This window comes from Bacillus sp. S10(2024), from assembly GCF_050473865.1.
GTDB lineage: Bacteria > Bacillota > Bacilli > Bacillales > Bacillaceae_G > Bacillus_A.
Window position 1 is genome coordinate 2,846,357 of sequence record NZ_JBFLUR010000002.1, and the last position, 25,729, is coordinate 2,872,085.

General features: G+C 35.2%; 22 protein-coding genes, 2 pseudogenes and 1 riboswitch. Of the genes and pseudogenes, 6 read left to right on the forward strand and 18 right to left on the reverse strand.

The window, feature by feature from the left end; genetic code table 11:
* Positions 1-68 precede the first annotated feature (68 nt).
* Complete coding sequence (locus tag AB1280_RS14595) at positions 69-1,454, forward strand: peptide MFS transporter (protein ID WP_429756255.1); 1,386 nt, start codon at positions 69-71, stop codon at positions 1,452-1,454.
* 110 nt (positions 1,455-1,564) lie between these two features.
* Here AB1280_RS14595 and AB1280_RS14600 read toward each other — a convergent pair whose 3' ends face one another.
* From AB1280_RS14600 to AB1280_RS14620, 5 genes are all read right to left on the reverse strand, one after another.
* Positions 1,565-2,197 (reverse strand): class A sortase, encoded by a 633-nt coding sequence (locus tag AB1280_RS14600; protein WP_272190635.1) that lies wholly within the window; start codon positions 2,195-2,197, stop codon positions 1,565-1,567.
* Between the two features lie 124 nt (positions 2,198-2,321).
* Positions 2,322-3,758, reverse strand: a complete 1,437-nt coding sequence (locus tag AB1280_RS14605) for a YncE family protein (RefSeq protein WP_429756256.1) — start codon at positions 3,756-3,758, stop codon at positions 2,322-2,324.
* A gap of 143 nt (positions 3,759-3,901) precedes the next feature.
* The gene (locus AB1280_RS14610) at positions 3,902-4,375 is read right to left on the reverse strand and encodes a DUF2178 domain-containing protein (protein ID WP_429756257.1); all 474 of its coding nucleotides are present in this window, start codon (positions 4,373-4,375) and stop codon (positions 3,902-3,904) included.
* Positions 4,368-4,595 carry a helix-turn-helix transcriptional regulator gene (locus tag AB1280_RS14615; RefSeq protein ID WP_272190638.1) on the reverse strand — a complete coding sequence of 76 codons (228 nt, stop codon included), beginning with the start codon at positions 4,593-4,595 and terminating at the stop codon, positions 4,368-4,370. The genes AB1280_RS14610 and AB1280_RS14615 overlap by 8 nt, the downstream gene beginning before the upstream one ends.
* Positions 4,596-4,695: 100 nt before the next feature.
* On the reverse strand, positions 4,696-5,856 hold the full coding sequence (locus AB1280_RS14620) for a 3D domain-containing protein (protein WP_429756258.1): 1,161 nt from the start codon (positions 5,854-5,856) through the stop codon (positions 4,696-4,698).
* An 805-nt stretch (positions 5,857-6,661) separates the two neighbouring features.
* On the opposite strand from AB1280_RS14620, the pseudogene AB1280_RS14625 reads away from it, so the two are divergent.
* Positions 6,662-7,192, forward strand: a pseudogene (locus tag AB1280_RS14625) (methyl-accepting chemotaxis protein); the annotation flags it as partial.
* 122 nt (positions 7,193-7,314) lie between these two features.
* Positions 7,315-7,455: riboswitch (cyclic di-AMP (ydaO/yuaA leader) on the forward strand.
* A 70-nt stretch (positions 7,456-7,525) separates the two neighbouring features.
* Positions 7,526-7,822: an antibiotic biosynthesis monooxygenase gene (locus AB1280_RS14630; RefSeq protein WP_429756259.1), complete on the forward strand. Its 297-nt coding sequence runs from the start codon at positions 7,526-7,528 to the stop codon at positions 7,820-7,822.
* A 47-nt stretch (positions 7,823-7,869) separates the two neighbouring features.
* On the opposite strand, the gene AB1280_RS14635 is transcribed toward AB1280_RS14630, so the two are convergent.
* From AB1280_RS14635 to AB1280_RS14650, 4 genes are all read right to left on the reverse strand, one after another.
* Positions 7,870-8,076, reverse strand: coding sequence for a hypothetical protein (locus AB1280_RS14635; protein ID WP_272190725.1), 207 nt, complete (start codon positions 8,074-8,076; stop codon positions 7,870-7,872).
* Positions 8,077-8,212: 136 nt separating this feature from the next.
* Complete coding sequence (locus AB1280_RS14640) at positions 8,213-9,529, reverse strand: D-arabinono-1,4-lactone oxidase (protein ID WP_429756260.1); 1,317 nt, start codon at positions 9,527-9,529, stop codon at positions 8,213-8,215.
* Positions 9,517-10,689 (reverse strand): amino acid deaminase/aldolase, encoded by a 1,173-nt coding sequence (locus tag AB1280_RS14645; RefSeq protein WP_429756261.1) that lies wholly within the window; start codon positions 10,687-10,689, stop codon positions 9,517-9,519. The genes AB1280_RS14640 and AB1280_RS14645 overlap by 13 nt, the downstream gene beginning before the upstream one ends.
* A gap of 155 nt (positions 10,690-10,844) precedes the next feature.
* Positions 10,845-11,693 (reverse strand): phospholipase C, encoded by an 849-nt coding sequence (locus AB1280_RS14650; protein WP_429756262.1) that lies wholly within the window; start codon positions 11,691-11,693, stop codon positions 10,845-10,847.
* 259 nt (positions 11,694-11,952) lie between these two features.
* Between AB1280_RS14650 and AB1280_RS14655 the strand changes: the two genes are divergently transcribed.
* From AB1280_RS14655 to AB1280_RS14665, 3 genes and pseudogenes are all read left to right on the forward strand, one after another.
* Entirely contained in the window at positions 11,953-12,492 is a 540-nt protein-coding gene (locus AB1280_RS14655; RefSeq protein ID WP_272190646.1) for a DUF3967 domain-containing protein, read from the forward strand.
* 1,379 nt (positions 12,493-13,871) lie between these two features.
* Positions 13,872-14,249: pseudogene (locus AB1280_RS14660) on the forward strand (CAP domain-containing protein); the annotation flags it as partial.
* A 377-nt stretch (positions 14,250-14,626) separates the two neighbouring features.
* Complete coding sequence (locus AB1280_RS14665) at positions 14,627-15,781, forward strand: MFS transporter (protein WP_272190647.1); 1,155 nt, start codon at positions 14,627-14,629, stop codon at positions 15,779-15,781.
* Between the two features lie 58 nt (positions 15,782-15,839).
* Here the strand turns inward: AB1280_RS14665 and AB1280_RS14670 are convergent, their stop codons facing one another.
* The 9 genes from AB1280_RS14670 to AB1280_RS14710 all read right to left on the reverse strand — a co-directional run bounded on the left by AB1280_RS14670 (position 15,840) and on the right by AB1280_RS14710 (position 25,701).
* Complete coding sequence (locus tag AB1280_RS14670) at positions 15,840-16,058, reverse strand: helix-turn-helix domain-containing protein (protein WP_429756263.1); 219 nt, start codon at positions 16,056-16,058, stop codon at positions 15,840-15,842.
* A gap of 1,045 nt (positions 16,059-17,103) precedes the next feature.
* Entirely contained in the window at positions 17,104-17,754 is a 651-nt protein-coding gene (fsa, locus tag AB1280_RS14675; protein WP_429756264.1) for a fructose-6-phosphate aldolase, read from the reverse strand.
* A 491-nt stretch (positions 17,755-18,245) separates the two neighbouring features.
* Positions 18,246-19,145: a ribokinase gene (rbsK, locus tag AB1280_RS14680; protein WP_429756265.1), complete on the reverse strand. Its 900-nt coding sequence runs from the start codon at positions 19,143-19,145 to the stop codon at positions 18,246-18,248.
* 749 nt (positions 19,146-19,894) lie between these two features.
* Entirely contained in the window at positions 19,895-21,526 is a 1,632-nt protein-coding gene (locus AB1280_RS14685) for an MDR family MFS transporter (protein ID WP_429756266.1), read from the reverse strand.
* A gap of 19 nt (positions 21,527-21,545) precedes the next feature.
* A complete protein-coding gene (locus tag AB1280_RS14690; protein WP_035433405.1) occupies positions 21,546-22,004 on the reverse strand; it encodes a MarR family winged helix-turn-helix transcriptional regulator in 459 nt (152 codons plus the stop codon).
* A 477-nt stretch (positions 22,005-22,481) separates the two neighbouring features.
* Positions 22,482-22,859, reverse strand: a complete 378-nt coding sequence (locus AB1280_RS14695; RefSeq protein ID WP_429756267.1) for an OsmC family protein — start codon at positions 22,857-22,859, stop codon at positions 22,482-22,484.
* Positions 22,837-24,261, reverse strand: a complete 1,425-nt coding sequence (locus AB1280_RS14700; protein ID WP_272190654.1) for an amino acid permease — start codon at positions 24,259-24,261, stop codon at positions 22,837-22,839. The genes AB1280_RS14695 and AB1280_RS14700 overlap by 23 nt, the downstream gene beginning before the upstream one ends.
* Positions 24,262-24,399: 138 nt before the next feature.
* A complete protein-coding gene (locus tag AB1280_RS14705; RefSeq protein ID WP_429756268.1) occupies positions 24,400-25,044 on the reverse strand; it encodes an amino acid ABC transporter permease in 645 nt (214 codons plus the stop codon).
* A complete protein-coding gene (locus tag AB1280_RS14710; protein ID WP_272190656.1) occupies positions 25,045-25,701 on the reverse strand; it encodes an amino acid ABC transporter permease in 657 nt (218 codons plus the stop codon).
* Between the last annotated feature and the right edge of the window lie 28 nt (positions 25,702-25,729).

Below are 25,729 nucleotides of genomic sequence, written 5' to 3' on the forward strand. Positions count from 1 at the left end.
TTTAATAAGATAAACTATTAAACATATAAAACTATTAACTTTGTTTTTTAAGTTAGGAGAAATCACATATGGATGCTGCACTACAGTTTGATGAGAAACAACAGCAAAGAAAGAAACATCCTCCAGGTTTGTATTTACTCTTTTTCACAGAAATGTGGGAACGATTTAGCTATTACGGATTACGAGGATTATTAACATTATATTTAACAACAGCTTTAATAAACGGTGGCCTTGGTTTTAGTAAGAGCTGGGCACTTACGATTTATGGCTTTTATACAGGCGCTTGTTATTTCACTCCATTAATTGGTGGACTTTTAACAGATCGTTATCTTGGTAGACGATTAGCGATTACACTTGGCGGTATAACAATTGCAATTGGTAACCTTACGTTATTTGCACTGCAAAGCCAATTAGGACTATACCTCGGATTAGCGCTCATTATTATCGGGAACGGTTTCTTCAAACCAAATATTTCTACTCTTGTCGGAGAATTATATAAAGAAAACGATCCACGCCGTGATGGTGCCTTTACAATTTTTTATATGGGGATTAACGTCGGTTCATTCCTTGCTCCACTCGTTTGCGGATATTTATCAGAAGATTTGTTTAAAACAACAGTAGATGGCGTTATGCATTACGGTTTCCGCTATGGATTTTTAGCTGCGTCTATCGGGATGATTGTCGGACAAATTTTATTTACAACATTATCCAATCGTTTTCTTGGTGATATTGGTAAAAAACCAACAGCGGCTTTACAAACAGGAACAGGCAATAAAACAGCTGGCAATACACCATTAACAAAAAAAGAAAAACAACATACAGCTGTTATTGTCATTTTAACGTGTTTTGTTGTTTTCTTCTGGGCTGGATTTGAACAAGCCGGTAGTTCTTTAACCTTATATACAAATAGCTTTGTAGACCGCTCTATATTTGGTTGGGAAATTCCAACATCTTGGTTTCAATCTGTAAACCCATTATTCATTATTTTATTAGCACCTGTTGTTTCTACACTTTGGACAAAGCTTGCTACTACAAAACGCGGTGATTTAAGAATCCCAACAAAAATGGGTCTCGGTATGATCTTACTTGGAATTGGTTATATGGTTCTTGTTGTTGCTACGTTAAAAACAGGAAGTAATGAACAACAAATTACTGAAAAAGCAAACCTACTCTTTATCGTCTTTACTTACCTGTTCCATACATTAGGGGAATTATTCTTATCTCCGGTCGGACTATCAATGGTAAGTGCACTTGCTCCTGTCAAACTTGCATCTTTATTAATGGGCGTTTGGTTAGCAAGTACAGGTGTTGCTAATATTTTAGGTGGACAGTTAGCAAACTTTACAACTTCATTAGGATATTCAGAAGTATTTGCTGTTATTGGAGCTGTCGCTATTTTCTTAGGCTGTATCTTACTATTAATTTCAAAAAAATTAGTAAAGTGGATGGACTAAAAAAGATGAGGGATAATCCCTCATCTTTTTTAAGCATTTTCTCCTTTTTCTATCGCTTGCTTATAGAAAAAAGAAATTCCCCCTCGACGAAGGTGGAATTTCTTTTTTTATTATTTAATTTTTTTCGTTTGCACCAAGTTCCCAGATACTACGTATCGTTTTGAATTATCAAGTACAGACGTACATGTAATCAGGGTTACTTCATTTTTCCCGTGATCTTCAACGACTTCCCATTTATCTGGCGTAACTTGTGTTACTTGCTCTACTGCATACTCATATTCATTTTCACTATCATATACATATACTTTATCATTCTTTTTTAATTTCGAAATGTCGCTAAATAACACACCTTTTTTCGACATGTTATGTCCTGCTAACGCATAATTTCCTTTTCCCATCTCTTGTTTCTCTTTTACTGTTGCTGCACCTGATAATAAATTTTTCTCAGTTGAACTATTTAAAATTGGAAGTTCTAATCCAATACTCGGAATCGACATACGCCCAATCACTTGTTTTTTATCTAATGAAGCATTTGCCACATCAGCTAAATCCGGTTGATTTATTTTAGAAGCATCAACAAATTTCGTTTCTTGTTTTTCATACTTTATTTTCTTAATAGCTTGTACGTTTTCGTCTTGCATCTTTCCCGCTTTGTAACCATCGTAAAATGGTTTTGCAATTAAAACGCCGCCTACAATAAATAATAGAAGTGCCAGTATACTATAAATCTTTTTCTTATTCATGCCCCAATTCCTTTCCTTTACAAAATTCCTCTTATATAAAATGATAAAGTAAGAATGCTAGATATACAAGTAACATGTACAAGACAAAAGAAATGGCACTCCTTATTAGGAAGTGCCATGATTATCATTTCTGCAAACAATAAAAGCTTAATGTTCCATCTGCTTCATCTGCACTTACAAATATATTACGGTTGCTAATCTTATGAATCCCTTCCGGTGCTTTGCCCCCTGAAGGAACAAGACCAATATAAACAGGGAACATCGGGATTGTTATATCAAAAAAGAGTATTGCATTTGCCCTTTCAGCAGCAACAGCCATAATTGGACTTTCTTGTATTATTCCTGTCGCAACATTTTCCACTTCACTACCTCGGCTATTACTACGACTATCTAAATATAAGCCTTTAGCTGCCAATTTTTCATCAGTAAGATTCATACTATCGTATACAAGCGAACCATTTTGACTCCATACAGATATATTGCGTCCACCTGATTTCACACCATCTTTAAATTCATTTTTCCCTAGGTCTCCTTCATTAGCAGTAATTACAAAACGCCCCGATGGATCCCACGTTATACCATCTGGTTCTGGTCTTGCAATCATTTCATCTTGAAAAGAAACAACACCATCATTTTGCAAATCTGCTTTATGCTTTGTTGTTCCAAGGCCAAATATCGTTTCAATGTTTTGTCCTTGCAAATTAACAATAGCAACTGCATTGTTTTCCTGTAATGTAACAGCTGCTTTTTCTCCATTTGGACTAATTGCAACATATTCTGGCTGAGGGTCATGCTTGTACACTGTTCCATTTCCAATCTGACTTATATCAATTGATAGCTCATGGTGAATTCCTTTCAATACATCTCCATTAGGGAACGTGATGATAGAAATTGTACCCGGTCGCTTTGTTTTTTTCATATTGACTTCATTTTCGTCATTTGGATCTCCTTCTTCATCCTCATTACAAACAACAAGGTTTGTCCCATCTTTTGATAAGGAAATAGAATCTGGTCCTACACCCACCTCGTATATTTTCACAATATTTTTGGATGCTAACTCTATAACTGCTATCTTTCCTCTATGCGCATTATACAAGTTATCCCCGGTACGAAAAGCAACGAGTGCATACTTACCATCTGGTGTAACTGTTGTACTCGTTACCTCTGCTTCGGAATGAAATCCTTTCAAACTCACTGTCCCTTTCAATTGAATGTCTTGTAAATTTTCAATTGAAAGAATGCTAATTTGTCCTAAGTCTGCTTCTGTTACAACTAACGTCTTACCATCTGGTGAAGATACCGCGATTTCTGCTTTTTTGCTTGGCATTGAAAAAATAGCCGTTCTTTCTATTTTTGTATTCTTATGCTTATTACTAATAAAATTATTTACCATTTCCTCTATTTTCCCACGAAATGTTGGATTGGAAATACTCCCTTTTTGTAAACTTTCTATTTTATTGGCAAATTGTTTCGTTTCTTGATTGATTTCTTCTGCGTTTACATGATTGCCTGTCCATAATACACTCGCTATAATTCCTCCACAGAGCAAAGCCTTTCTCATTCTCTAATCCCCCCAATTTCAATACTTCTTCTATTGTAAAAAGGATTTGTAAACTCTCCCTATAGCCTTGTATTAAAGTTTTGTAAAAACACAGAAAAATCCCCTATATTCCCCAAAAAAAGATGTGCTCTTTCGCACACCTTTTACACAACCTTGTTACGATATAAAGAAATATGAAATATTGTAGTTTGGATTAATAAAACAAGAAGTAATACATATAGCGGATATTCTGGGATGTTTCGATTAAATAGTGGATAAAAAACTAACGTAGCAGCTGCACAAGGGATAATAAAACATAATGAAAGAAATGTTGTGCGACACGCTTTCGCCGTCAATATTTCTTCTCTCTCATCTTCACTTGGAAATAATGACGGAAATATCCAAAATGATAATTTCTTATATTTCTTTTTTTGCACTTTGTAAGCAATGGGTGTCACTATTGCTACAATTAGCATTAATGCAATTGGCGTTATATTCATCGTCACATACCACGTCTGCTTTTCAGTAAGGATGATGTTTGCAAGTTCCGTCATGAGATGAAAACACTCAACAAACCCCCAACCTGCTATAACAAGTATACCTATATTTATTACATAAGAAAGACCAATTCTATTCATTTGCTATCTCCTCCTTTTGTAATACAAATACCTCTTCCATCTGCAAACAAAATACATCACAAATCATGAGCGCTAATAATAATGATGGTACATAATCCCCCTTTTCAATAGCAGCGATCGTTTGTCTCGTTACCCCCACCTTTTCAGCCAATACACTTTGCGAAAAATGAAAACGGGCTCGTAGTTCTTTTACTCGATTGTAAATGGTCAATTTTACCACCTCTTACCGTTATTGTATGCTAAACTCCACAAAATGTAAACTCAGCTTAACATTTAATCATAAAAAAATCTACTTTGCTTTTGCAAAGTAGATTTTTACTTTAGTCTAAAATGATAACTTTAACCCTTTTTCTACCCCATTTGCTAGAGGCTTCCTTATTTGGAACGAAAACATCAATTTTATATCCTTTAATAGCTCCACCAGTATCACCAGCAATAGCTTCTCCATATCCTTCAACCCATACATGTGAGCCCAATGGAATAACAGCTGGATCAACAGCAATTAATTTCATATTTGGATTTGAAGTTAAATCATGTCCTTGTTTAGAATATACATGCTCACCTGGTTGTTTCCCATTTTCAGCTGGGTCATTTGTATAAGCTGTAGCTTCTACAAAAATGTCACGGCTGCCTTTAGCAGGTTTCCCTGAATCATTGTCGCTTCCTTTTGGTTCTGGTTGTGCCTGTTGTTCTTGTTGTGCTTTTTGGCGATCTGCAGCTGCTTGTTGTTCACGAGCAATTGTATCTTGTACACCCTTCATATCTGCTTCAATCTTTGCTTTTTCTTGCGCAGCAAGTGTAAGCTGACTAGAAATTTGATTATATTTCGCTTGTACAGCTTGTAAATTATCTTGACGTTTCTTTAAGTTTTCTTGTAAATCAGCTTGTGCTTTTGCTAATTTTTGTTTATCGCCTTCTAAAGACTTTTCTTTTTCATCAATTACCTTCTTGTCAGCTTCAATTTGACGAAGATCTTGTTCTTGTAAACGAATAATCTCCTTATCTGCATCCATAATCGTAGAAACTGCAGTCATACGTTGCAGGAAATCTGCAATGTTTTTTGAATCTACAATTACTTCTACTACTAAACTTACATTTGAGCTGTCTTGAACAGAGACTATACGTTTTTTCATAATATCTTTACGCATAAGTACTTTTTCTTCTAAATTAATAATCTCTTGCTTTTTTTGCTCAATTTGTTTATGTGTTTCATCAATTTTACGCTGAATTGCATCTTGTTCTTCTTTATTTTTTGTAATTGTATTATTTAAGTCCGTTAATTCCTTTTGAATTCCTTCAATGTCTTTCATTACAGCTTGTTTTTCTTGTTCTTTTTGCTGCATGTCATTATTGTTATTTTGCAATTGCTGCTGCATGTTGTTTAATTTCTCGTCGTTTGACTCAGCTTTTACAGCAACTGTACTAGTGAAACAAATAAATCCAGCTAATACGAGACTACTGATGCGCTTAAAATAGTTCATAATCCGACTCCCTTCTCTTACATTTATACATGATTTGTTTTACAGTTTGTTTACAAACGCATTAAATACAGTTTATTTTTCATGACAAAATATAACGAATCATAGAAAAATTGTAATAAATTAATTTAATATTTTTTAATTTTTATATGGATATATTTAAAAATAATGCTACAATTTCAATATAAAGTGAAAAATTTCGAAGTGGAGAGTTTCCTTATTCTTTATTGAACAAATCGGGCTCTTATAACCAGTTTTCTACTTATCCTTTTTTATTTGTCTGAATTTTGGGATATTTTACCACGACCCGCAAGTAGCGAGATAAAATGAAATTTTAAAGATTTCACTCCCTATTATGAAAAGAAAATTATAGAAGCTTGGAGAGAAGACTATGTTTACAAAAAGCAAATCACTAGAAAAAGAAATTGCTCAATTACAAAATCAAGTACAGGAATTAGAACATCAATTACATGAGAAAGAACAAGAACACAAAAAGGTTATCACTTCGTTACATGGAAACGTATTAGCCATTGTCAGTGAACATGAAGAAGTCAATCGCCAGCATCATACGCTACAAGATCTAATTCAACAGTTAAGTGACTGTTTTAACAACGTAACGATAAGTACAAACCGTTCCAACGAGCTGAACAATGATATGCTTCAAAAAGAACAAGGACTTATTCAAGCCATTGGAGAAATTGTAACGTGCTCAAATGAAGGAAAAGATTCCGTTCACGGCTTGCTTACCGTTATTAACAAATTAGGTGAGCAATCACAACGTACGTCTAATAGTATGAATCATTTAAGTGAGCGTTCAAAAGAAATTGAACAAATTGTGGAAGTGATTCAAAATATCGCTGCTCAAACGAACTTACTTGCTTTAAATGCAAGTATTGAAGCTGCTCGTGCTGGTGAACATGGAAAAGGATTTGCAGTCGTTGCCAATGAAGTTCGAAAGCTTGCTGAAAGCACTGCTGAAAGTACAAAAAACATCGGAGATTTAACAAAGAAAATTCAAGAAGAAATTGAAAAAGCATATGAAAATACAAAAGATAATCTTCACCTTGTAGATGAAGGTGTCGAAGTAAGCGCAGATACAAATGCAAGAATTGAAAAAATCTTAACGATGGTACAAACATTACAAACAGGCGCTACAAATGTTATTGAATCAATCGAACAGCAAAAACATTGTAACGAAGGCGTATTACGTGAATTTACAAAAACACAACACATGTTCCAACAAGTAAATGATACGATGGTAAAACATATCAATGATGCGCAAAAAGTAGATACAAAATTATCTAGCAGTCTAGAAGCACTAACTGGAACAAAAAAATAATAAAAAGCCTGAATCGATAGGTTCAGGCTTTTATCATTCCATCTCTATATTTGTTTTTTGTAAAAAATTGTCGTCTTCCTTATGTTTACTCTGTTTTTTCTGAATAGTATTATATTTTATATAAATACTTTTTGCTGAATCCATATGGAACGGAGAAACCATTATTGTAAGCAACGACTTACTAGGGGCGAATCTTTAACAGTAGGATAACCTTCAAGGCACGAACTCGACAGCTAACTTCGTAAGCATAACCGGAGGGATTTCTTATGTTATGACTGAAGAAAAACGATACTTACCTTATTACTTTACTACTAAAAAAAAGAGGGATCCGTTATGTTCATTGTGACAAACATGCTTTATATAAAAAGAAATTGTGAAAAAGAAGTACTGACAGCATTACAACAATATTACCCATCTCCTAATACGCTAGGTTTTATTAATATAGAAGTTTCCTACTCAAAACATGGTAAAGATCATACCGAATTCTTCATTCGCACATTATGGAAAACGCAAGAGGATTATCGGGAATGGATCATCTATAAAAAGAAATCTACTGCAATTACGTGGCAGCAGCAAATTCAACCGTATATCATTTCTTCCAAGTCCAATGCAGCTCAACTACATCAGTAAACTAACAAAAAAGCATGGAAGCAATATAGCTTCCATGCTCTTCAACATCAATATACTTTCTTTTCTTGGCAGTATAAATGAATAACATGTTCGTTTTTTTGAAATACATCATGTGTTATATTCACAATGCTAAAATTACGTTTTTCTAAGTCTTTCTCATCTTTAAAAAAGATTTGTTCTCCTTCTTTAAATTGCCATGCACTAGTAAACGTTGTTACATACTCTCCATTTACTAAAAACATCTCATATTTCATCATTTGCGACCTCTCCCTTATCCCGAATCAATTCTTAAAATTACTCTAATGCCATATTTAAATTATAAGCTGTTTAAAATGGAATTCAATATTATTCTAAACATTAAATAAAGTAACTATAGTTCTTATGGAAGTATCATTTTATTCTTTCATTAAACAAAAACATTTCCGCCAAATATGAATTTAAAAACATTGCTGTTGGATCTATTGTTTGTCTCACCTCTAAAAAATGATGCAATTTTGGATATACTTGTTGCAACGTATCGTATGTCATTGTATGCATTTTTCCCCAATGCGGGCGTCCTTCATACTTTTGAAAAATCCGTTCTACTGCTTGAAAATAAGGAGTGTACTGCATCCCTTTGTACACATGAACCGCAATATAAGCAGAATCTCTTCCATATGACGGACTAAGCCAAATATCATCTCCTTTTGCATAGCGACATTCAATAGGAAAATGTACTTGAAATTTTTTTTTGTGAATGAGATTATAAATTTCCTCTACGGCTTCTTTCATAGATCCTGATGGAATACTATATTCCATCTCATAGAAACGGACATTACGAGCAGTTGCAAACACCTTATAACTTGGACCTATGATCTTGGTATTTGGTACTCCCTTTGCCGATAATTGGCTAACACTTTTACTTATGGAAGGAAAAAAGCGACAGCTCTCTGATAACAATGAAAAAGCCATATTTTCTATTAAAGCTGTTTTGAATTTATGCCACTTAAGTTCTCCTCCAACTTCTTCCGTTACGTTTGTAATTTTGACTTGAACATCTTCAGAATATGGAAAGATAAAAAACTCAAAATGACGATTCTTCTTATATTCTTCCAATTTACTCATAACAGTAGCAAATGATTCTTTTTTACTTTCATAAGCAAGAGAATATGCTGGAATGACTTTTAACTTAACTTTCACAATAATACCTAGCATACCAAGCGACAATTGAAATCCCTTCCAATATTGTGGATATTCTTTTTCGGAACACGTGATCACTTCTCCTGATGCAAGAACAGCTGTTACTTCCACAACTTGTGTTGCTAAATTCCCCAATGAAATCCCCGTTCCATGCGTTCCTGTACTAATTGCCCCAGCGATAGACTGCGCATCAATATCCCCTAAATTCTCTTGTGCATATCCATTCTCTTGTAATATTTTACCTAGCTGAGACAGCTTTGTACCTGCCCATACTTCTACGATTAATGTTTGTGAATCAATCTCGCTAATCCCTTGTAATTCATCTAAAGAAATTAAAATCTCTTCTGTTTGAACAAGTCGTGTAAACGAATGACCCGATCCAACCACACGAATACGCTTTCCAACTTCTTTTGCAAATTTTACAGCCTCAGCAACCTCTTCAATACTTTTCGGATACATCGTATACTGAGGCACTCCTTGTACATTCCCTGTCCAATTTCGCCACTGCCGGCCCCTTATAGAAAGCATTGCCCATCCCCCCGATATGTTCGATACTTCCCTACTACTTCATCACCAGAAATACGATATAAAGAAGAAAATCTTTCACATAACTCCCCTGCTTTACTATGCCGAAACACAATCCCCTCCCCAATTTTTAATTGTTCTGTTCCTTCATAGTAAACAGGTGTTTGCACTTCACCTGCTCCTTCTAATGAAAGTAATTTTGCATCGCTTGGCATATACGGCTGCGGTTGCTTATCCTTTCCGGTCATTCCCGATGCAATATATCCTCCACCTAAACAGGTATAAACATGAGGTTCCGGCTGACGGACAATTGGTAATACAAATCCAACTGCTGGCTCAAATGCAATGTCTTTGTAATAATCAAAAAGTAGCGGAGAATAAAAAGCTGAACCAACCGTAATTTCTGTAACAGATTCATCTTGAACAGTTGTCTTTATACTCCCTGTTCCTCCTCCATTTATAAAACGTAGTGAAATTCCTTTTTGCCCTAATGCTTGTACAATGGATCCTCGTCTGTTTGCAACTTCCCTTACTGACCGTCTTTTTAAATAAGAAAGCACTTTATTTTGGAAGTTTTGTTTTGGTACATTATCCCCTACACCTGCTATCTGTGCTTCATAACCCATAACACCATCTATTTTCAAACAAGCTGATTGTAAAACTCGATCAGCTACTTGTAATACTTGTTCTGCAGTACGTAAAGGAGACCGTTTTACTCCAAAATGAAAGCCAAAAAAACGACTGCTCATATCAATATCAAAACAAATACGAAACGTTCCTTCTACTTGTAATGCAATATGCTCCAAATACAGAATGTGCTCTTCGCAATCTACCATGCAAGTAATCTTGTGTCCTTGTTTTGTAAGTATACTTATTTTCTTCAAAGCCTCTTCATCCCAAACCGGATATCCAAGCAATAAATCATCAAATCCCTGTTCAATTAAAAACAGAACTTCCATTGGTGAGTAACACATAACTCCTTGAAAACAAGAATGTGATTGTAAAATTTTCTTCATCACTGAAACAGAGCGTAATGATTTGCTCGCAATCCGAACCCGTTTTCCTTTATGAAGCTGAATGATAGATTGAATATTTCTCTCTAATGCATCTTCATTAAGAAATGCACATGGCATTGAAAGTCCTTGAAACGTTCTACGATCCACATCTCGCCCTCCCCTTCTATATATTTCTTATATATATTTGGAAAGAAAGTTAAATTTTCCTCTTCAACAGAAAAAAAGTTCCTTCTTATCGAAGAAACTTTTTTCAAAGAGATTATGGCTTATACTGGATAATAATTTGCATACGTATAAGTTTATTAACGATTTACATATGTATCAAACCATAAATGAATATAACCAGCTGTAACGCGCTGTGCTTCCGTTAAGCGTTTCCCTGTCGCTGGCGTCACTTCTGCCCGCCATTTATTTGCATATTCTTGCGATGTAGCTGCTTTTACAAACCCACTTTTTGTTGAATCATTCACAATACCTGGATAATCTTGTTTAGCTGCTGCCGCCGCTCCGTGAATCCACTCTTCTGGGTTTGTTCCCTTCCAATTCCAATATCCGTTACCATCTGCAACTTTATAGTTATCTTTAATTGTATCAACAAAATTTTCATATTTGGAGTGGAAACCCATTGGATAAGAAAGATTCGTAAAGTTTGCTGCGTGCATTGGCTGATTTACATCTCCTAAATAATGAAGAGATAATCCTAAATAGAAGAATGCTTGTTTCATATCTTTGTTTTGGTACGCTTCACCAGCAAGTTTAAAATATTTCGATCCCGTTTCTTTTGCCTGTTTTGCAAGAGGGATGTATGTTTTCTGTGTATCTGGATCATAAAAATGAGAAGCAAATGTACTATTATCATAATAAGGATTCTCATAATCAGCAGAATAAATCCCGTTTTCTAATTCGTTACGCCACTCATTTAATAAAGCAGTTTCATTTGGTTTTACAATTGTATTATTACGAGACATGATATCGATCGCACGATTTACAATCCACAAATGAGAATTAACACCTTCTTTATGTCTATCCTCAGCAGACCATCTTAAAATTGGTGCCTCATTCCCACAATCATTTGTGTGTGCAAACGCTACACTTTGAACCGGTGCAGCCAAAGTAACCATAGCAGCTAATGCCAATACTTTCTTTTTCATAAAAAAATCCTCTCATTCTATATTTAGTCCTAACATAAAGTAAAATCTTCTAGTTATATTCGGTTAACCTATAATAAGGATATCTTATTTTCTAATCACTTTCTATCATCAAAACGAAATATGTAAATGTTCATATCCCATTTTTTAGATTTATAGAGGTCCTTGCAAAACCCTCATTAGTTTATTACTAACATTATAAATAAATGATATAATCTATTTTTATCTGAATGTAATAAATTAATTGAAAAGGTGAGAAAGCATGGAGAAATGGTTTACACTTCGAGAAATTGCTCGAGATACATCTATACCTATTCAAACGGCAAAGCGCTATGTAGAGGATTATCAGTCATATTTAAATATGCGTAACGAAGACGGAGTTTATATATTTCATGAAACATGTATTTCTACACTACAAGAGATTAGACAATGCTATAAAAAAGGAAAGAATAAAGAAGAAATTAAAGAGATTTTAAACAAATTTTGTAGCAACTCTACGGCAATGGTAGTCAAGGGCAGTGCATGTAATGAGGACTCTCTATTATTAGAACTACATAAACATTTTGAAAAAGAAAATAATGTTCATCAAAATCTTATAAAGGTGATTCAAGAGCAAAGTAAAGAAATAAGTCAGCTACACCAAAAATTAAATGAACATTTAAAACAAAAAGAGCATATCGCAATAGAAGAAAGAGATCGTACATTAACACAGTTACTTAGAGAGATGCAAAATGTAAAAAGAGAAATAGCAAAATCAAAGAAAAAACCTTGGTGGAAAGTTTTCTTTTTTGAAAAGAATTGAAATTACATTTATATACATATTTATTTCTTAATTCACAGGTAGCATGACCTCCACTGATTAAAGTTTCACTTTATTTTTCGTGGAATCCCGTAAGTTTTCCTTTCTTTTTGAAAATGCTAGACTTTTTTTGACGATTTTATTATGGTAAATATTGTGCACAAAAAGGAAAGCTCAAATTTGAGTGTTGGGAGTAGTTTATGACAGTAAATAAACAACAAAAACGCTTAATATTCTTGCTAACTTTTGTGTTGGTTGCAGTATTCCTATGCGTTAGTTGTCAAAACAAGAAAACAAGTTTGAAAAAGTCTCATGATGATGTAGCGGATGTACATGAGAATAAAGATTCTGAAAAATCAAGTAAGAGTGATTCTTCTAAAGTAGACGTTAAAAATAGTATTTCTAACCAATCACAAAATGAAAATCCTCCAAATTCAGAAAATGAAAGTAATATTCCGAAACAATCAATTGAGACAGATTACTCTAGTGATTCACCTCAAAATGAGGACGATAGCGATTCAGAAGAATTTTTTTCTACCGAAGTACAGAACGTTAAGCTAGAACAAACGGACAACAATCGCAATTTAAACAACATGAATAATTCAATACAACCAGCACAAGTTAGTGAGGCACAGGAAAAAGAAAAGCTAGACGAAGCTAATAAGCTGGAAACTGAAAAGCGAGAAGCCGAAAAGCGAGAAGCCGAAAAGCGGGAAGCTGAAAAGCGAGAAGCTGAAAAGCGGGAAGCTGAAAAGTTGAAAGCCAAAAAGCGGGAAGCTGAAAAGCGGGAAGCCGAAAAGCTGGAAGCTGAAAAGCGGGAAGCCGAAAAGTGGGCAGCCGAAAAGTTGAAAGCCGAAAAGCTGCAAGCCGAAAAGTTGAAAGCCGAAAAACTGCAAGCTGAAAAGCTGGAAGTCGAAAAGCTGGAAGCCAGAAAGTGGGAAGCCGAAAAGCTGGAAGCCAAAAAGCTGGAAGAAGCTAGAAAGCAGGAAGAAGCTAGAAAGCAGGAAGAAGCTGATAAGCAGAACGACGCCGATAAGCAGAACGACGCTGATAAGCAGAACGACGCTGATAAGCAGAACGACGCTGATAAGCAGAACAACGCTGATAAGCAGAACGACGCTAAACAGCAAGAAGAAGCTAGAAAGCAGGAAGAAGCTAGAAAGCAGGAAGAAGCTAGAAAGCAGGAAGAAGCTAGAAAGCAGGAAGAAGCTAGAAAGCAGGAAGAAGCTAGAAAGCAAGAAGAGGCTAGAAAGCAAGAAGAGGCTAGAAAGCAAGAAGAGGCTAGAAAGCAAGAAGAGGCTAGAAAGCAAGAAGAGGCTAGAAAGCAAGAAGAAGCTAGAAAGCAAGAAGAAGCTAAAAAACAAGAGAATAAAAGTCATGTACTAAATGCGTTTGAAAAACGTGTTGCTGAGCTAGTTAATGTAGAACGAGCGAAAGCGGGCTTACCTCCATTACAGATAGATACAGAGCTTAGTAAAGTAGCACGTATAAAATCAGAGGATATGTTGAAAAATAATTATTTTGATCATACTAGTCCAGTTTATAATTCGCCATTTGACATGATGACACGTTTTGGTATTTCTTATTCTGCAGCAGGTGAAAATATTGCTAAAGGGCAATCAACACCAGAAATAGTTATGGACGCTTGGATGCACAGTCCGGGACACCGTGCAAATATTTTAAATGGTAATTTTACTTATATAGGTGTTGGCTATGTGGAACAGGATAATATTTGGACGCAACAATTTATCAAAAAATAAATAAAAATTGTTGATAAACTCGAGTTTTTAGCAAGAAACTTTTTTGGATTTAAATTATGAAACGAATTCAACCGTTTGATGATGGTATTCCACAAAAAGTTTTAAACGACAGAAGTCATTTTTACGAATGGCTTCTGTTTTATTATTGTAAGCGGCAAATATTCTCCACCTACAATTTGTAATTAATCCCTAAGAAAATCATCTTACATATTATGTAAATTAAAATTAAAAAATCGACATGCAAAAATCTATTTTTTACTACCTTCTAATACCTTTTCCCTCCTATAATCCAATGCGTAAATTTCCAAACATACCAATCAATTTCATTGCGGAGAAAATTATCATTATGTCATAATAGCACAAGAGAGGTGAAAGGATTGAAATACTTTATTTATTTTATTGTTATTATCGCATTTTTCGATACATTTTCACAGTTACCAATTATGAGTACATACGCACAAAACCTTGGAGGAACTCCTCTTATTATTGGTCTTGTCGTTGGAATGTACTCGTTTGCTAATATGATTGGCAATATTATTGCAGGTGCATCTGTTGATAAATATGGGGCAAAAAAGGTTCTTTATATTAGCATGAGCATTACAAGTCTTATAGTTTTATTGTATATCTTTGTTCAAAGCGGAGAACAACTGATTGTCGTTCGTTTTCTGCACGGATTTAGTGATGGCTTCTTAATACCAGCTGCTTTCACTTTCTTATCCAAACAGACAAAATCTAAGAAACAGGGAAAAGCAATGGCTTTATCTGGTGCAGCTGTTGGAACAGCCGCTATCATTGGTCCTGCTTTCAGTGGGATTATGAAAGCGAAAGCTGGTATACACTGGGTCTTCATTACAATTTCCATCTTAATGATACTTGGTACAATGATTTCACTTTTCTTGCTGCCAAATCATATAACAAGAACAAAATCGTCACGAATACAAATGCTGAACAAAGAAGATCTGCTTGAATTATTAAAATTCGAACCATTATTACAAGCATATATCGGTGCCTTCACCTTAATGTTTTCACAAGGAATTGTCACATATATGTTGCCGGTAAAAATAGAAGCATTAGGACTAAAAACATCAACAACAGGAATGATGCTTAGTGTCTTTGGAATTACTGCCATCCTTTTCTTCTTACTACCAACAAATCGTATATACGATCTCTTCAATCGTCAAAAAATGATGGTTATCGGTATTGCAGTGATGGCATTTTCACTTTCATTACTTGGTATATTTACATCAAAGGGCATGCTTTTTATTGTCATGATGATTTACGGAATTGGATTTGCTGTTCTTTTTCCTTCTATTAATGCCTTACTTGTTGAAAATACAACAGAAGACAATCGCGGAAAAGCATTTGGATTATTTTATGCATTCTTCTCATTAGGAGTGGTTGCCGGTTCATTTACAATTGGAGCAATTGGCGCCTCGCCGAGCGTAAGCTTTGTAATTGGAACAGCTTTCTTGTTTACCTTTGCTTCAATAATTTATGTGCGAGGAAGATTAAAGAAGACGATGATGGGATAGCTCCTATCGCCACCAAGTTAATATTTTGGAGTATCCCCGAAACGAAAATTCGATCTCTTCATAGTTGACTATGAAGAGATCGAATTTTTTTGTTTTTTGGAGCAATGAATCCCTTAAATAATTTGCTTAAGGCCAATAAATTAGTTAAATCCGGAAGAGTTTTTCCTAGTTCACATTTAGATATAACTTGTCTTGAAAGAAATAATTGGTTGGCTACATCTTCTTGCGTCATTTTATTTATTAACCTTAAATGTTTTATCTTCTCTCCGATATTCATGTCTGTACCTCCTGTAATTAATTTAATGTATTCTAATATTAAATAGTAAGAAACAAATCGTAGCATCACAGTAAAAGGGTCTGCAACGATCTGTTGCAGACCTTTTTACTGTGATCTTCTATTTTTAATAATTAACAATTAGGAAGGTGAGTTATATGGATTATGAAAGAGGGTTTCATACAAGATTAGAGGATATGGCAAATCGATTATTGGAAGAAGAGGAATAATTGTTAAGAGTCAATGGTAAGAGGGCCAAAAACACAGACTTACAACGTTAATCTGTTTGTAGTATTAAAAACAAAGAATTTAACGGCGATAAGACTTTTGAGACAAGTCATATGATACACTAGTAGGCTTTATTTGATGTGAAATCGGTTAAGTCCAATTTTAAAACCTAGAATCTTAAAATCTATCAAAAACGTTTTTACATCAATATTTCCCCAAAAGTTGAAATGAACACCTTCTAACTTCTATTCTATATTTAACACCCCATATCTTTCTAGGTTTTGTTCCAAGTTTTTCATTTTAAAAAGCATATTGAGTTAATCACTTCGCTGACAGCAGTAACTGTTGTTGCTGTTCATAAACAGAATCTAAATAAAAAATAGAATAACTTTCGACAATTCCCCCGGAAATATTTTTTCTCTCTGCATAACTCGATAAAATATTTAGATATTTATACCAAACTATACATCCATTTTAATTTTTCGACATACATGTACAACTTAATAATGTCGTTACTGCAAATGCCGAAAAACTCGAAACGGTGTTTTCTTCCCTCCTTCATATCTTTTCTATTTTTCCTTGAATTCAAATATTTATTTTTACGGATATTTATCATATTCAAAGAATTACTAATGTATGAACCTCCTGCTTGTTTTTTCGTTAATTCCCAATAAAAAACTAGACCTTTATCAGCTTCCTCTAGTGTATCCTGAATGTTGAACATCATTGAAGTGTGGATATATTCTAAAAATTACTGATATATGAGTGGCACTTACAAAAAAAGTGGTTCAACGTATCCGTTGAACCACTTTTTCATATATTATTTTCCTTGTGTTTTTTCCCAGTCTGCTAAGAATTTTTCAATTCCTTGATCTGTTAATGGATGTTTCACTAATGAAGCGATAACATTTGCTGGGATTGTTGCGATATGTGCACCGTTTAACGCTGCGTCTGTTACGTGAACAGAGTGACGTACAGATGCTGCAATGATTTCTGTTGGAATACCATGAATCGCGAAGATATCAGCGATTTGACGAATTAAGTCCATACCGTTATGACCGATATCATCTAAGCGACCTAAAAATGGAGATACATACGTTGCACCAGCACGTGCTGCAAGTAATGCTTGTACTGCTGAGAATACTAATGTTACGTTTGTACGAATTCCTAAATCAGTGAACGCTTTTACTGCTTTTAAGCCTTCTGTCGTCATTGGCACTTTCACAACAACGTTTGGTGCAATCTTCGCTAATTCTTTTCCTTCTTCAATCATTTTATCTGCTTCTAGGCTAATAACCTCTGCACTTACAGGTCCTTCTACAACGCTACAAATTTCACGAATACGCTCATGAAAATCTACGCCTGCTTCTTTTGCAACAAGAGATGGATTTGTTGTCACACCTGCTAATACGCCAAGGTCGTTTGCCTCTTTAATTTCGTCAATGTTTGCTGTATCAATAAAAAATTTCATGTTTTTCTTCCTTTCTGAATGTAAGTATGTGTTTATCTTTTCTTAATACGGTCTAATTCAACCAAAATAATTTTTACTTTTTTCTTTGCCACACTTACTACCGATGTAACTGCATTGGGATCCGTTGTATTGCTTGTTAAACGAGATTTTGTTCATCCACTACTATTCATTTAACAAAAATATCAAAGCAATAACAAAAGATAAGTTGTCAGACGTCTGTCCATAAAAATGAGTGTAAAAACCCCTAAAACATCATTTTCGATAAAAGGTACTACTTTTCCTTCCTCAATGATGAGACCGTTTACAATTCCGATTATAAGGACAGCAAGTAATCCTACTCCCATTGCAAAGAATAAATCCATGCCAACAATAAGTGTACGTCATAATGCTAAAATAGAACCTACTGATAAGTCAATACCTCTAAGTTAAATTTACGCTAAAAGTCATAATTTTAACTGCATTTGACAATTCAATATACACTAATTAAAACTTCACCATCCTACAATCATCTGCACTTCTCGTAATTTATCTCTTGATGGCATACCACCTTGGGCTCCTAATTTTGTTACAGAAATCCCAGCTGCAATGTTTGCAAAACAAATCGCTTGTTGTAATTCTTCTCCTTCTGCAATCGCAACGGCTAATGCACCGTTAAATGTATCTCCAGCTCCTGTCGTATCGACCACTTCAACAGAAATGCTTGGTACATGAACAACTTCTTTTCCATTATGGAATCGAACACCGTTTCTACCTTCAGTCATCAACAGTTTATTAGGATATTTCTCAAGTAATAATTCTATTGGTGATGTAAAGTCATCTAGAACAATTCGACATTCATGCTCATTTGGTGTAATATACGTTGCTTTTTGTAACACTTCCTTAGGCAATTTTTGCGCTGGAGCTGGATTTAAAATAACTGGAATTTGATGTTCTTCACAAATATGTAGTACATACTTTACTGTTTTAAGTGGAATTTCTAGCTGCAAAACAACCATATCTGCTTTCGTAAGAAGATCTTTTGCACGATTTACAAGTTGTTCATTTACAGAACGATTTGCACCTTGTACAACAATGATACTATTATCTTCTTCAGCCAATACGATATGGGCAATTCCTGTTGTTTCATGCGTAACCGCTTCCACATATTCATTAAAAATATGTTCATTCTCTAAATTTTTTCGAACAAGTTTTCCGTAATTATCATTTCCAATTGCTCCAACCATCGCAACATTTGCACCTAAACGTACTGCAGCCACAGCTTGGTTTGCACCTTTTCCACCTGGAACAGTATGAAATGCTTCTCCAATTACTGTTTCACCAGCTTTCGGGCGTTTTTTTGAGATAGCAACTAAATCTACGGAAATACTGCCAACAACTACAATATTTGGCAATCTCTTCCCCTCCTTACTGTACCGAATGCAATCCGATCATTCTCTGCTACGATAGGATTAAATGCTATAACCGGCACTTTTTAATTCATCTAATTATGTTTGCGGACTTGATGCAGCAATAAAGTGAAACTTTAATCAGTTGTTTTTTCATCCCCCACTGATTATTAGCCCTCACCAATCGGGCCTCCCACCGAACATTCTAGCCACTGGAATTGGACAATGATTTTGCTGAATTTTGAGGCGGGAGTATTACTGCCCACGAATAGCGAGATAAAACCAGCAACATTATTTTGCATAAGCACATCACTGTACTTTTTCTTTTTCTAAATCCCTATCAGGATCACATAGCACAACTGTACATCCTTGTATGTGAGCTACACCTTCTACCGTCTGGGCTACCTCTGGAAAGAATGGACGAACGATTAACTCGATTAAACGATGACTCTTATTCTATAGAGAACGTGCCCTGTACTTGGCTCTGCAGCGTATCTTCATGCACATAGCCATAGATACACTTACTAGTTTAGCGAGGTCTTTTATCGTATACATTCTTTTCCCTTTCCATCATATGTAACCGTTTACGCAAATAATATAACGTATTCATGAAAATCCGTCAATTATTTGCAATTGACAAAATAACGCCCCACTCCTTTACTTTTCCAACATCCAAAATCGCTCTCCCACTAATAAAAAATGCGATTCCATATAAAAAGCATCGCCATTACCGGCGATGCTCTTCTTTATGATGATTAAGATACACTTGCATCTTTCTCTTCTATTTCACTATTTTGTTCTTCTGTTCTCTTTTGTTCTTCTGCTCCCTTTTTGCGATCAGAAAGCTTGATTTTCTTCAAGAATAATGTAAATACAGCACCAACTAGAATAAACACTAAACCAGTTATAAATACATGATGAAGAGAATCTAATAATGATGCCTTTAATACAGGCACAATGCTATTTGCAATTGGTTCTGGGATTTTCTTCAATGCTTCTGGACTAAATAACATTGAATATAGCCCTTGTGGATCTGTGTGAATCATATCTTTAAACTTCGTCACGATTTGCCCTGCTTGTGGTGGGAACGTATTCAGTACAGGCACTAACTTATCTGTTAATACTGTACCGGATGTGTTATTCATAATGGAACCTAAAATCGTAATCCCAAATGTACCACCAATTTGACGGAAGAATTGACTTGATGAAGTTACAACTCCAAGATCTTTTTTCGGGAAGCTTTCTTGTAATGCTAATGTTAAAGTTGGCATTACAAGACCCATTCCGAAGCCAATAATCATCATATACGACGTTGCAACAAGCTTACTTGTATGCATATCCATTGTCGTTAACATCCCAAATCCGCCAGCCATAATCAGCATTCCAGTAATAATTTGTGGTTTTACTCCAACTTTTAATACAAGCTGACCACCAATAATACTCGTGACAATCATCGTAATCATCATTGGTGTCATAATCGTTCCTGATTCAGCGGCACTTACACCGACAATACCTTGCATAAAGAATGGAACAAACATGATTGCTCCGAACATTCCAATACTCATAAAGAAACCAATTGCATTTAATAATGTAAATGTACGATTTTTAAAGAAATGGACAGGTAAAATCGGTTCTTTCGCTTTTTTCTCGACCATCACAAAGCTTATAAGACCAATCACCGCAAGCGCAAATAACCCAATGATTTGCCAAGAATCCCAAGCGTAGTCTTTTCCGCCAAATGTTAATGCTAATAATAAGCTCACCACGCCGACAATCATCGTGAAAATACCAGCGATGTCAATTTGGATTGGCCCTGTTTGTTTCTTCCCTTTTAAGCCCATTGCGATAAGGATTGTTGCTAAAATCCCAACTGGTAAGTTAATGTAGAATACCCATCTCCAGTTCATTGAATCAACAATCCAGCCACCAACTTGCGGACCAATAACAGAAGCAAGACCATAAAGTGCTCCAAAAACCCCTTGCCATTTCGCACGTTCTTTTCCTGTAAACATATCCCCAATGATAATCATAGCCATCGGCATCATAATACCGCCGCCAAGACCTTGAATACCACGGAAAATGATTAGTTCTGTCATACCATTTGCCATACCACAAAGTGCAGAACCAATCATGAAGACGATTAATCCTGTCATATATACAGTGCGGCGACCTAATAAATCGGCTAATTTACCGGCGATTGGTACAACTGTTGTTGATGATAACATATATGCTGTTGTTAACCATGTCATTAAACTTAATCCACCAAGTTCACCGACAATACGCGGCATTGCTGTACCAACGATTGTTCCGTCTAATGCAGCAAATAACATCGCGATAACTAAGCCAGTTAACAACAACGTTCTATTTTGATTTTCTTGTTGTTCCATGTAATCTCCTCAACTCTCTTTAGTTTGTCTCTTTCTTCTCTGATGATTGACAAATAATTGCTTCTAGTTTTTCAAATAATCGTAACAAGTCTTCTCTCTCTTGTACTTCTAATTCGGAAAAATACTTAGCAATATGTTGATTACGAGCAATCATTGCCTCTTCTAGAACAGCTTTCCCCTTTGACGTTAACTCAATTACAACAACGCGGCGATCATTTTCATCATGATAACGCGAAACCAGATCGTGATCGATTAAACGATCAATCATTACTGTAATTGCACTCGGTTTCACATACATTTTCTTCGCTAATGTTGTTGCTCTTGATGCACCATAACGATCTAAAATTTTTAAAATATAAAATTGTGGTGGTGTTAATCCAGATGACTGTAATTTCTCTAATAATTCCGTTTGTAATTTCTTTCCAATAGAAAATGCAAGAGCTTGAATTTTATCTATATGAGTCATATCATTTTGCATATTTTCCACCCCTTAGTTCAACCACTAAATATTTAACATTTTTAAATATTAAACTTTGTAATTAATAATGTCAATGATTTTATTTCTTACAAACTTTCGTAATTTTTCCAGTGAAAAATTACATAAAAACCCCTTTCTTTTTAGGGGAGCGAGATCGTATGGTCATGCATAGTAGCGGTCATGTTGTACTTTGCATAACAGCAACTTATAAAGAAAAGTGGAAGTGGCTCGTTCAGAATGGAAGAAGCGGAGCCGACTGTTTAGGTCCGTTGGCTAAGGTTCTTTCACACAGAAGGTGTTTTTTCCCTTCTCGTGTAGAAAGTTCTTAGACATGAGGACCTAGGAGGCAGAGCTAGACAAAGATGTTGAGAAATAAGAATGGACTTATATAGATGAAATGCTAGGCTGATTTTTTCCACAATAGAAAAACTACCATTACTATGTATACAAAACATAACAATGGTAGTTTTATCCTCTTTATGAAATCAATTCAATTGTCTCAATAATTTCGATGCTATCCTTCACAGATTGAACAATTGTACAATTTTTCATCGCAAGCTCTAATGCCTTTTCTAACTGTTCTTGCGTAATTCTTTCTGCCTTTATTTTATAGTGTAAATGGACTCTCTCCACTGGTTTTGATAATGTCTCACTTCTTCTTATTTCCGTTTCCATTGTAAATTCATGATACGTGATACGTTTTTTTTCTAAAATCGTTCGAAATACAATGGCACTACACCCTGCAATCGAAGCAATCAAAAGTTCTAATGGTGTATATCCATTCTCTTTTCCAATTTGCAATTTACCATATGGAAGATCCGTTATAATTTCATCACGCTTCACTATTAGTTGCATATGTATTCCCCATTTCCATTTGCACCTTTTGCTGTCTCTTTTTATTTATATAATAATATATGTAGCAAAAAATAATAAATGGAATGCCGCAATATAATGCCATGCGCTGTTCTGGGATGAAAGCTAGACTAACCACAACAATGCTGTTTAAAACAAGCGCTGCAATTGGAACAATTGGATATAATGGTGTCTTATATTTTAAATCTTCTAACTTGCCGCCGCTCTTTACATATTGTTGTCTAAATCGAATTTGTGAAAATGCGATAATAATCCAACTCGCCACCGCAGATAACCCTGCAATTGATAATAAATACATATACACAGTACTTTCCGCGAATACGCTTGTTAATAACGATAACGCTGCAATAATCATCGTCACAACTAATGCTGTAATCGGGACCCCTCTTTTATTTACCTTCTTAAAAGAAGTTGGTGCCATTGCCTCATTTGCTAGCGACCATAAAATACGTGTTGCTGCATATAATCCAGAGTTTGCTACAGATAATAGAGCAGTAATAATAACAAAGTTCATAATATCCGCTGCATATGGAATACCAATTTTATCAAAGACAACAACAAACGGACTTTCAATAACTCCTGCTTCTTTCCAAGAAATTAATCCTACTAAAATCGTTATTGTTAAAATAAAGAACAACATAATCCGCCATACCGTATTACGAATCGCACGCGGAATTGTTTTTTCCGGCTCCTTACTTTCCCCTGCCGCGATTCCGATTAACTCTGTTCCTTGAAAAGAGAAGTTTACCGTAATCATTGTTAGTAACACAGCTCCAATTCCATGTGGAAATAACCCACCATCATGTACGAAGTTAGAAAAAAGCGGTGCTGCTGCTTTTCCATCGTATGGTAAGAAGCCAAGCAATGCACTTCCACCAAGAAGAATAAATGCAATAATGGTAATTACTTTAATACTTGAAAACCAAAATTCTAATTCTGCATAACTTTTTGCTGATACTGCATTTGAAATGAATAAAAGACTTCCGAACACAAGGCACCATACCCAAACATTTACATCCGGAAACCATCTTTTCATCATTAAACCAATTGATGTTAACTCTAAACCAACCGTTACAGCCCAGCCTAGCCAATACAGCCAGCCAATCATAAATCCTGTTCCAGGTCCGATAAATTTCGTCGCATATTTTTGAAACGATCCCGAAACGGGCATGGCAACTGTTAGTTCACCAAGGCAAAGCATCGTTAAATACATAATAAAACCACCGACTAAATAAGAGAGAATCGCTCCTCCTGGTCCTGCTTGATTAATTGTATATCCTGATCCGAGAAAGAAACCTGTTCCGATTACTCCTCCAAGTGCAATCATAAATAAATGTCTACTTTTCATTGTACGATGTAATTGCTCATTCGCTGCCTGATTCATATTCTTCCTCCCCTTGCATACCCCTCTATATTTTAAAATTTCTGATAATACCAAATATACAATAAAGCGTTTACAATTTCTATATAAAATTAAAACTTTTCTAAAAAAATAACTCTTGCATAAAATAAAATGCAAGAGTCACCTGCTTTCTAATCGTCTTGAAAAAATCGACAAACTATAATTTACAATGAAATACATACATGCGACGAGAAGAAGTGTAGGAATCATATAGTTTACATTTTGCCCATTAATAATTTGAGCATTATGCATTAATTCTGGCAATGAAATAACGACTGCTAACGATGTATCTTTTAAAAGGGATATAAATTGACTGACAAGCGGCGGCACCATACGCCGCAGCGCTTGCGGTAAAATAATGTGCCGAAGCGTTTGTACATACGATAATCCAGACGCACGCGCTGCTTCAATTTGCCCTTTCTCAATTGAGAATAAACCGCTGCGAACAATTTCTGCTATCATCGCTGCTTCAAATATCGTCAACGCCACAATAGCCGCTGTTGTAATTTCTAATTTCAATCCAGCTTCTGGGAGCGCAAAATATGTAAAGAAAATAATTAATAGCAGCGGTAAATTACGAATGATTTCAACAATACAAGCAAGTATTGTTGATACAACCGGTATTTTCGCATATCTAAGCGTACCAATGACGCTACCAATGATAAAACTAAGAAAGATTGCGATAAGAGCGATTTCTAATGTAACAAGTAGTCCTTTTAATAAAAAAATAATATGATCTCCTGTATAAGCACCTCGAAAATCCATTTACACCGCTCCCTTCGCTAAGTGTTTCTCTAAAAAGCGAACACCCATGCTAAGCGGAACAGTTAAAAGTAAATAAAACATACCAACAAAGATATATACATCAAAGGTAACGAATGTTCTTGTAGAGATTAAATCACCTTGGTACATTAAATCCGCCCCAGCTATAATCCCTAATATAGAAGAGTTTTTCACTAAATTTAAAAATTGATTACCTAGCGGCGGAATTACAATTTTTATTGCTTGCGGCAAAATAATATAATACATCGCTTGTACATATGTTAAACCAGAAGAACGCGCTGCTTCCATCTGCCCTTTCGGAACTGATAAAATTCCTGCACGAATGGCCTCTGTAATAAAAGCCGCTGTATATATCGTAAGTGCAGTTGTTCCAGCAACAAAGCCGCTTAATGTAACGCCAATTACCGGAAAAGCAAAATAAAAAGCAAACGCAATGAGGACTAAAGGGATATTCCGAATAAACTCTACATATGTTGCCCCAATCCAATTTAGAAGCCGAATTGGCGCAATTCGCATCACTGCGATGATGATACCAAGAATAAAACTACCAATTAACGCAATCACACTAGACAGCAATGTATATTTGAATCCCTCTAAATACAAATCTAGATTATTTGAGAGAATTGAAAAATCGGGCACAGACACTCCCCCTCTTTCTTCATAAGAA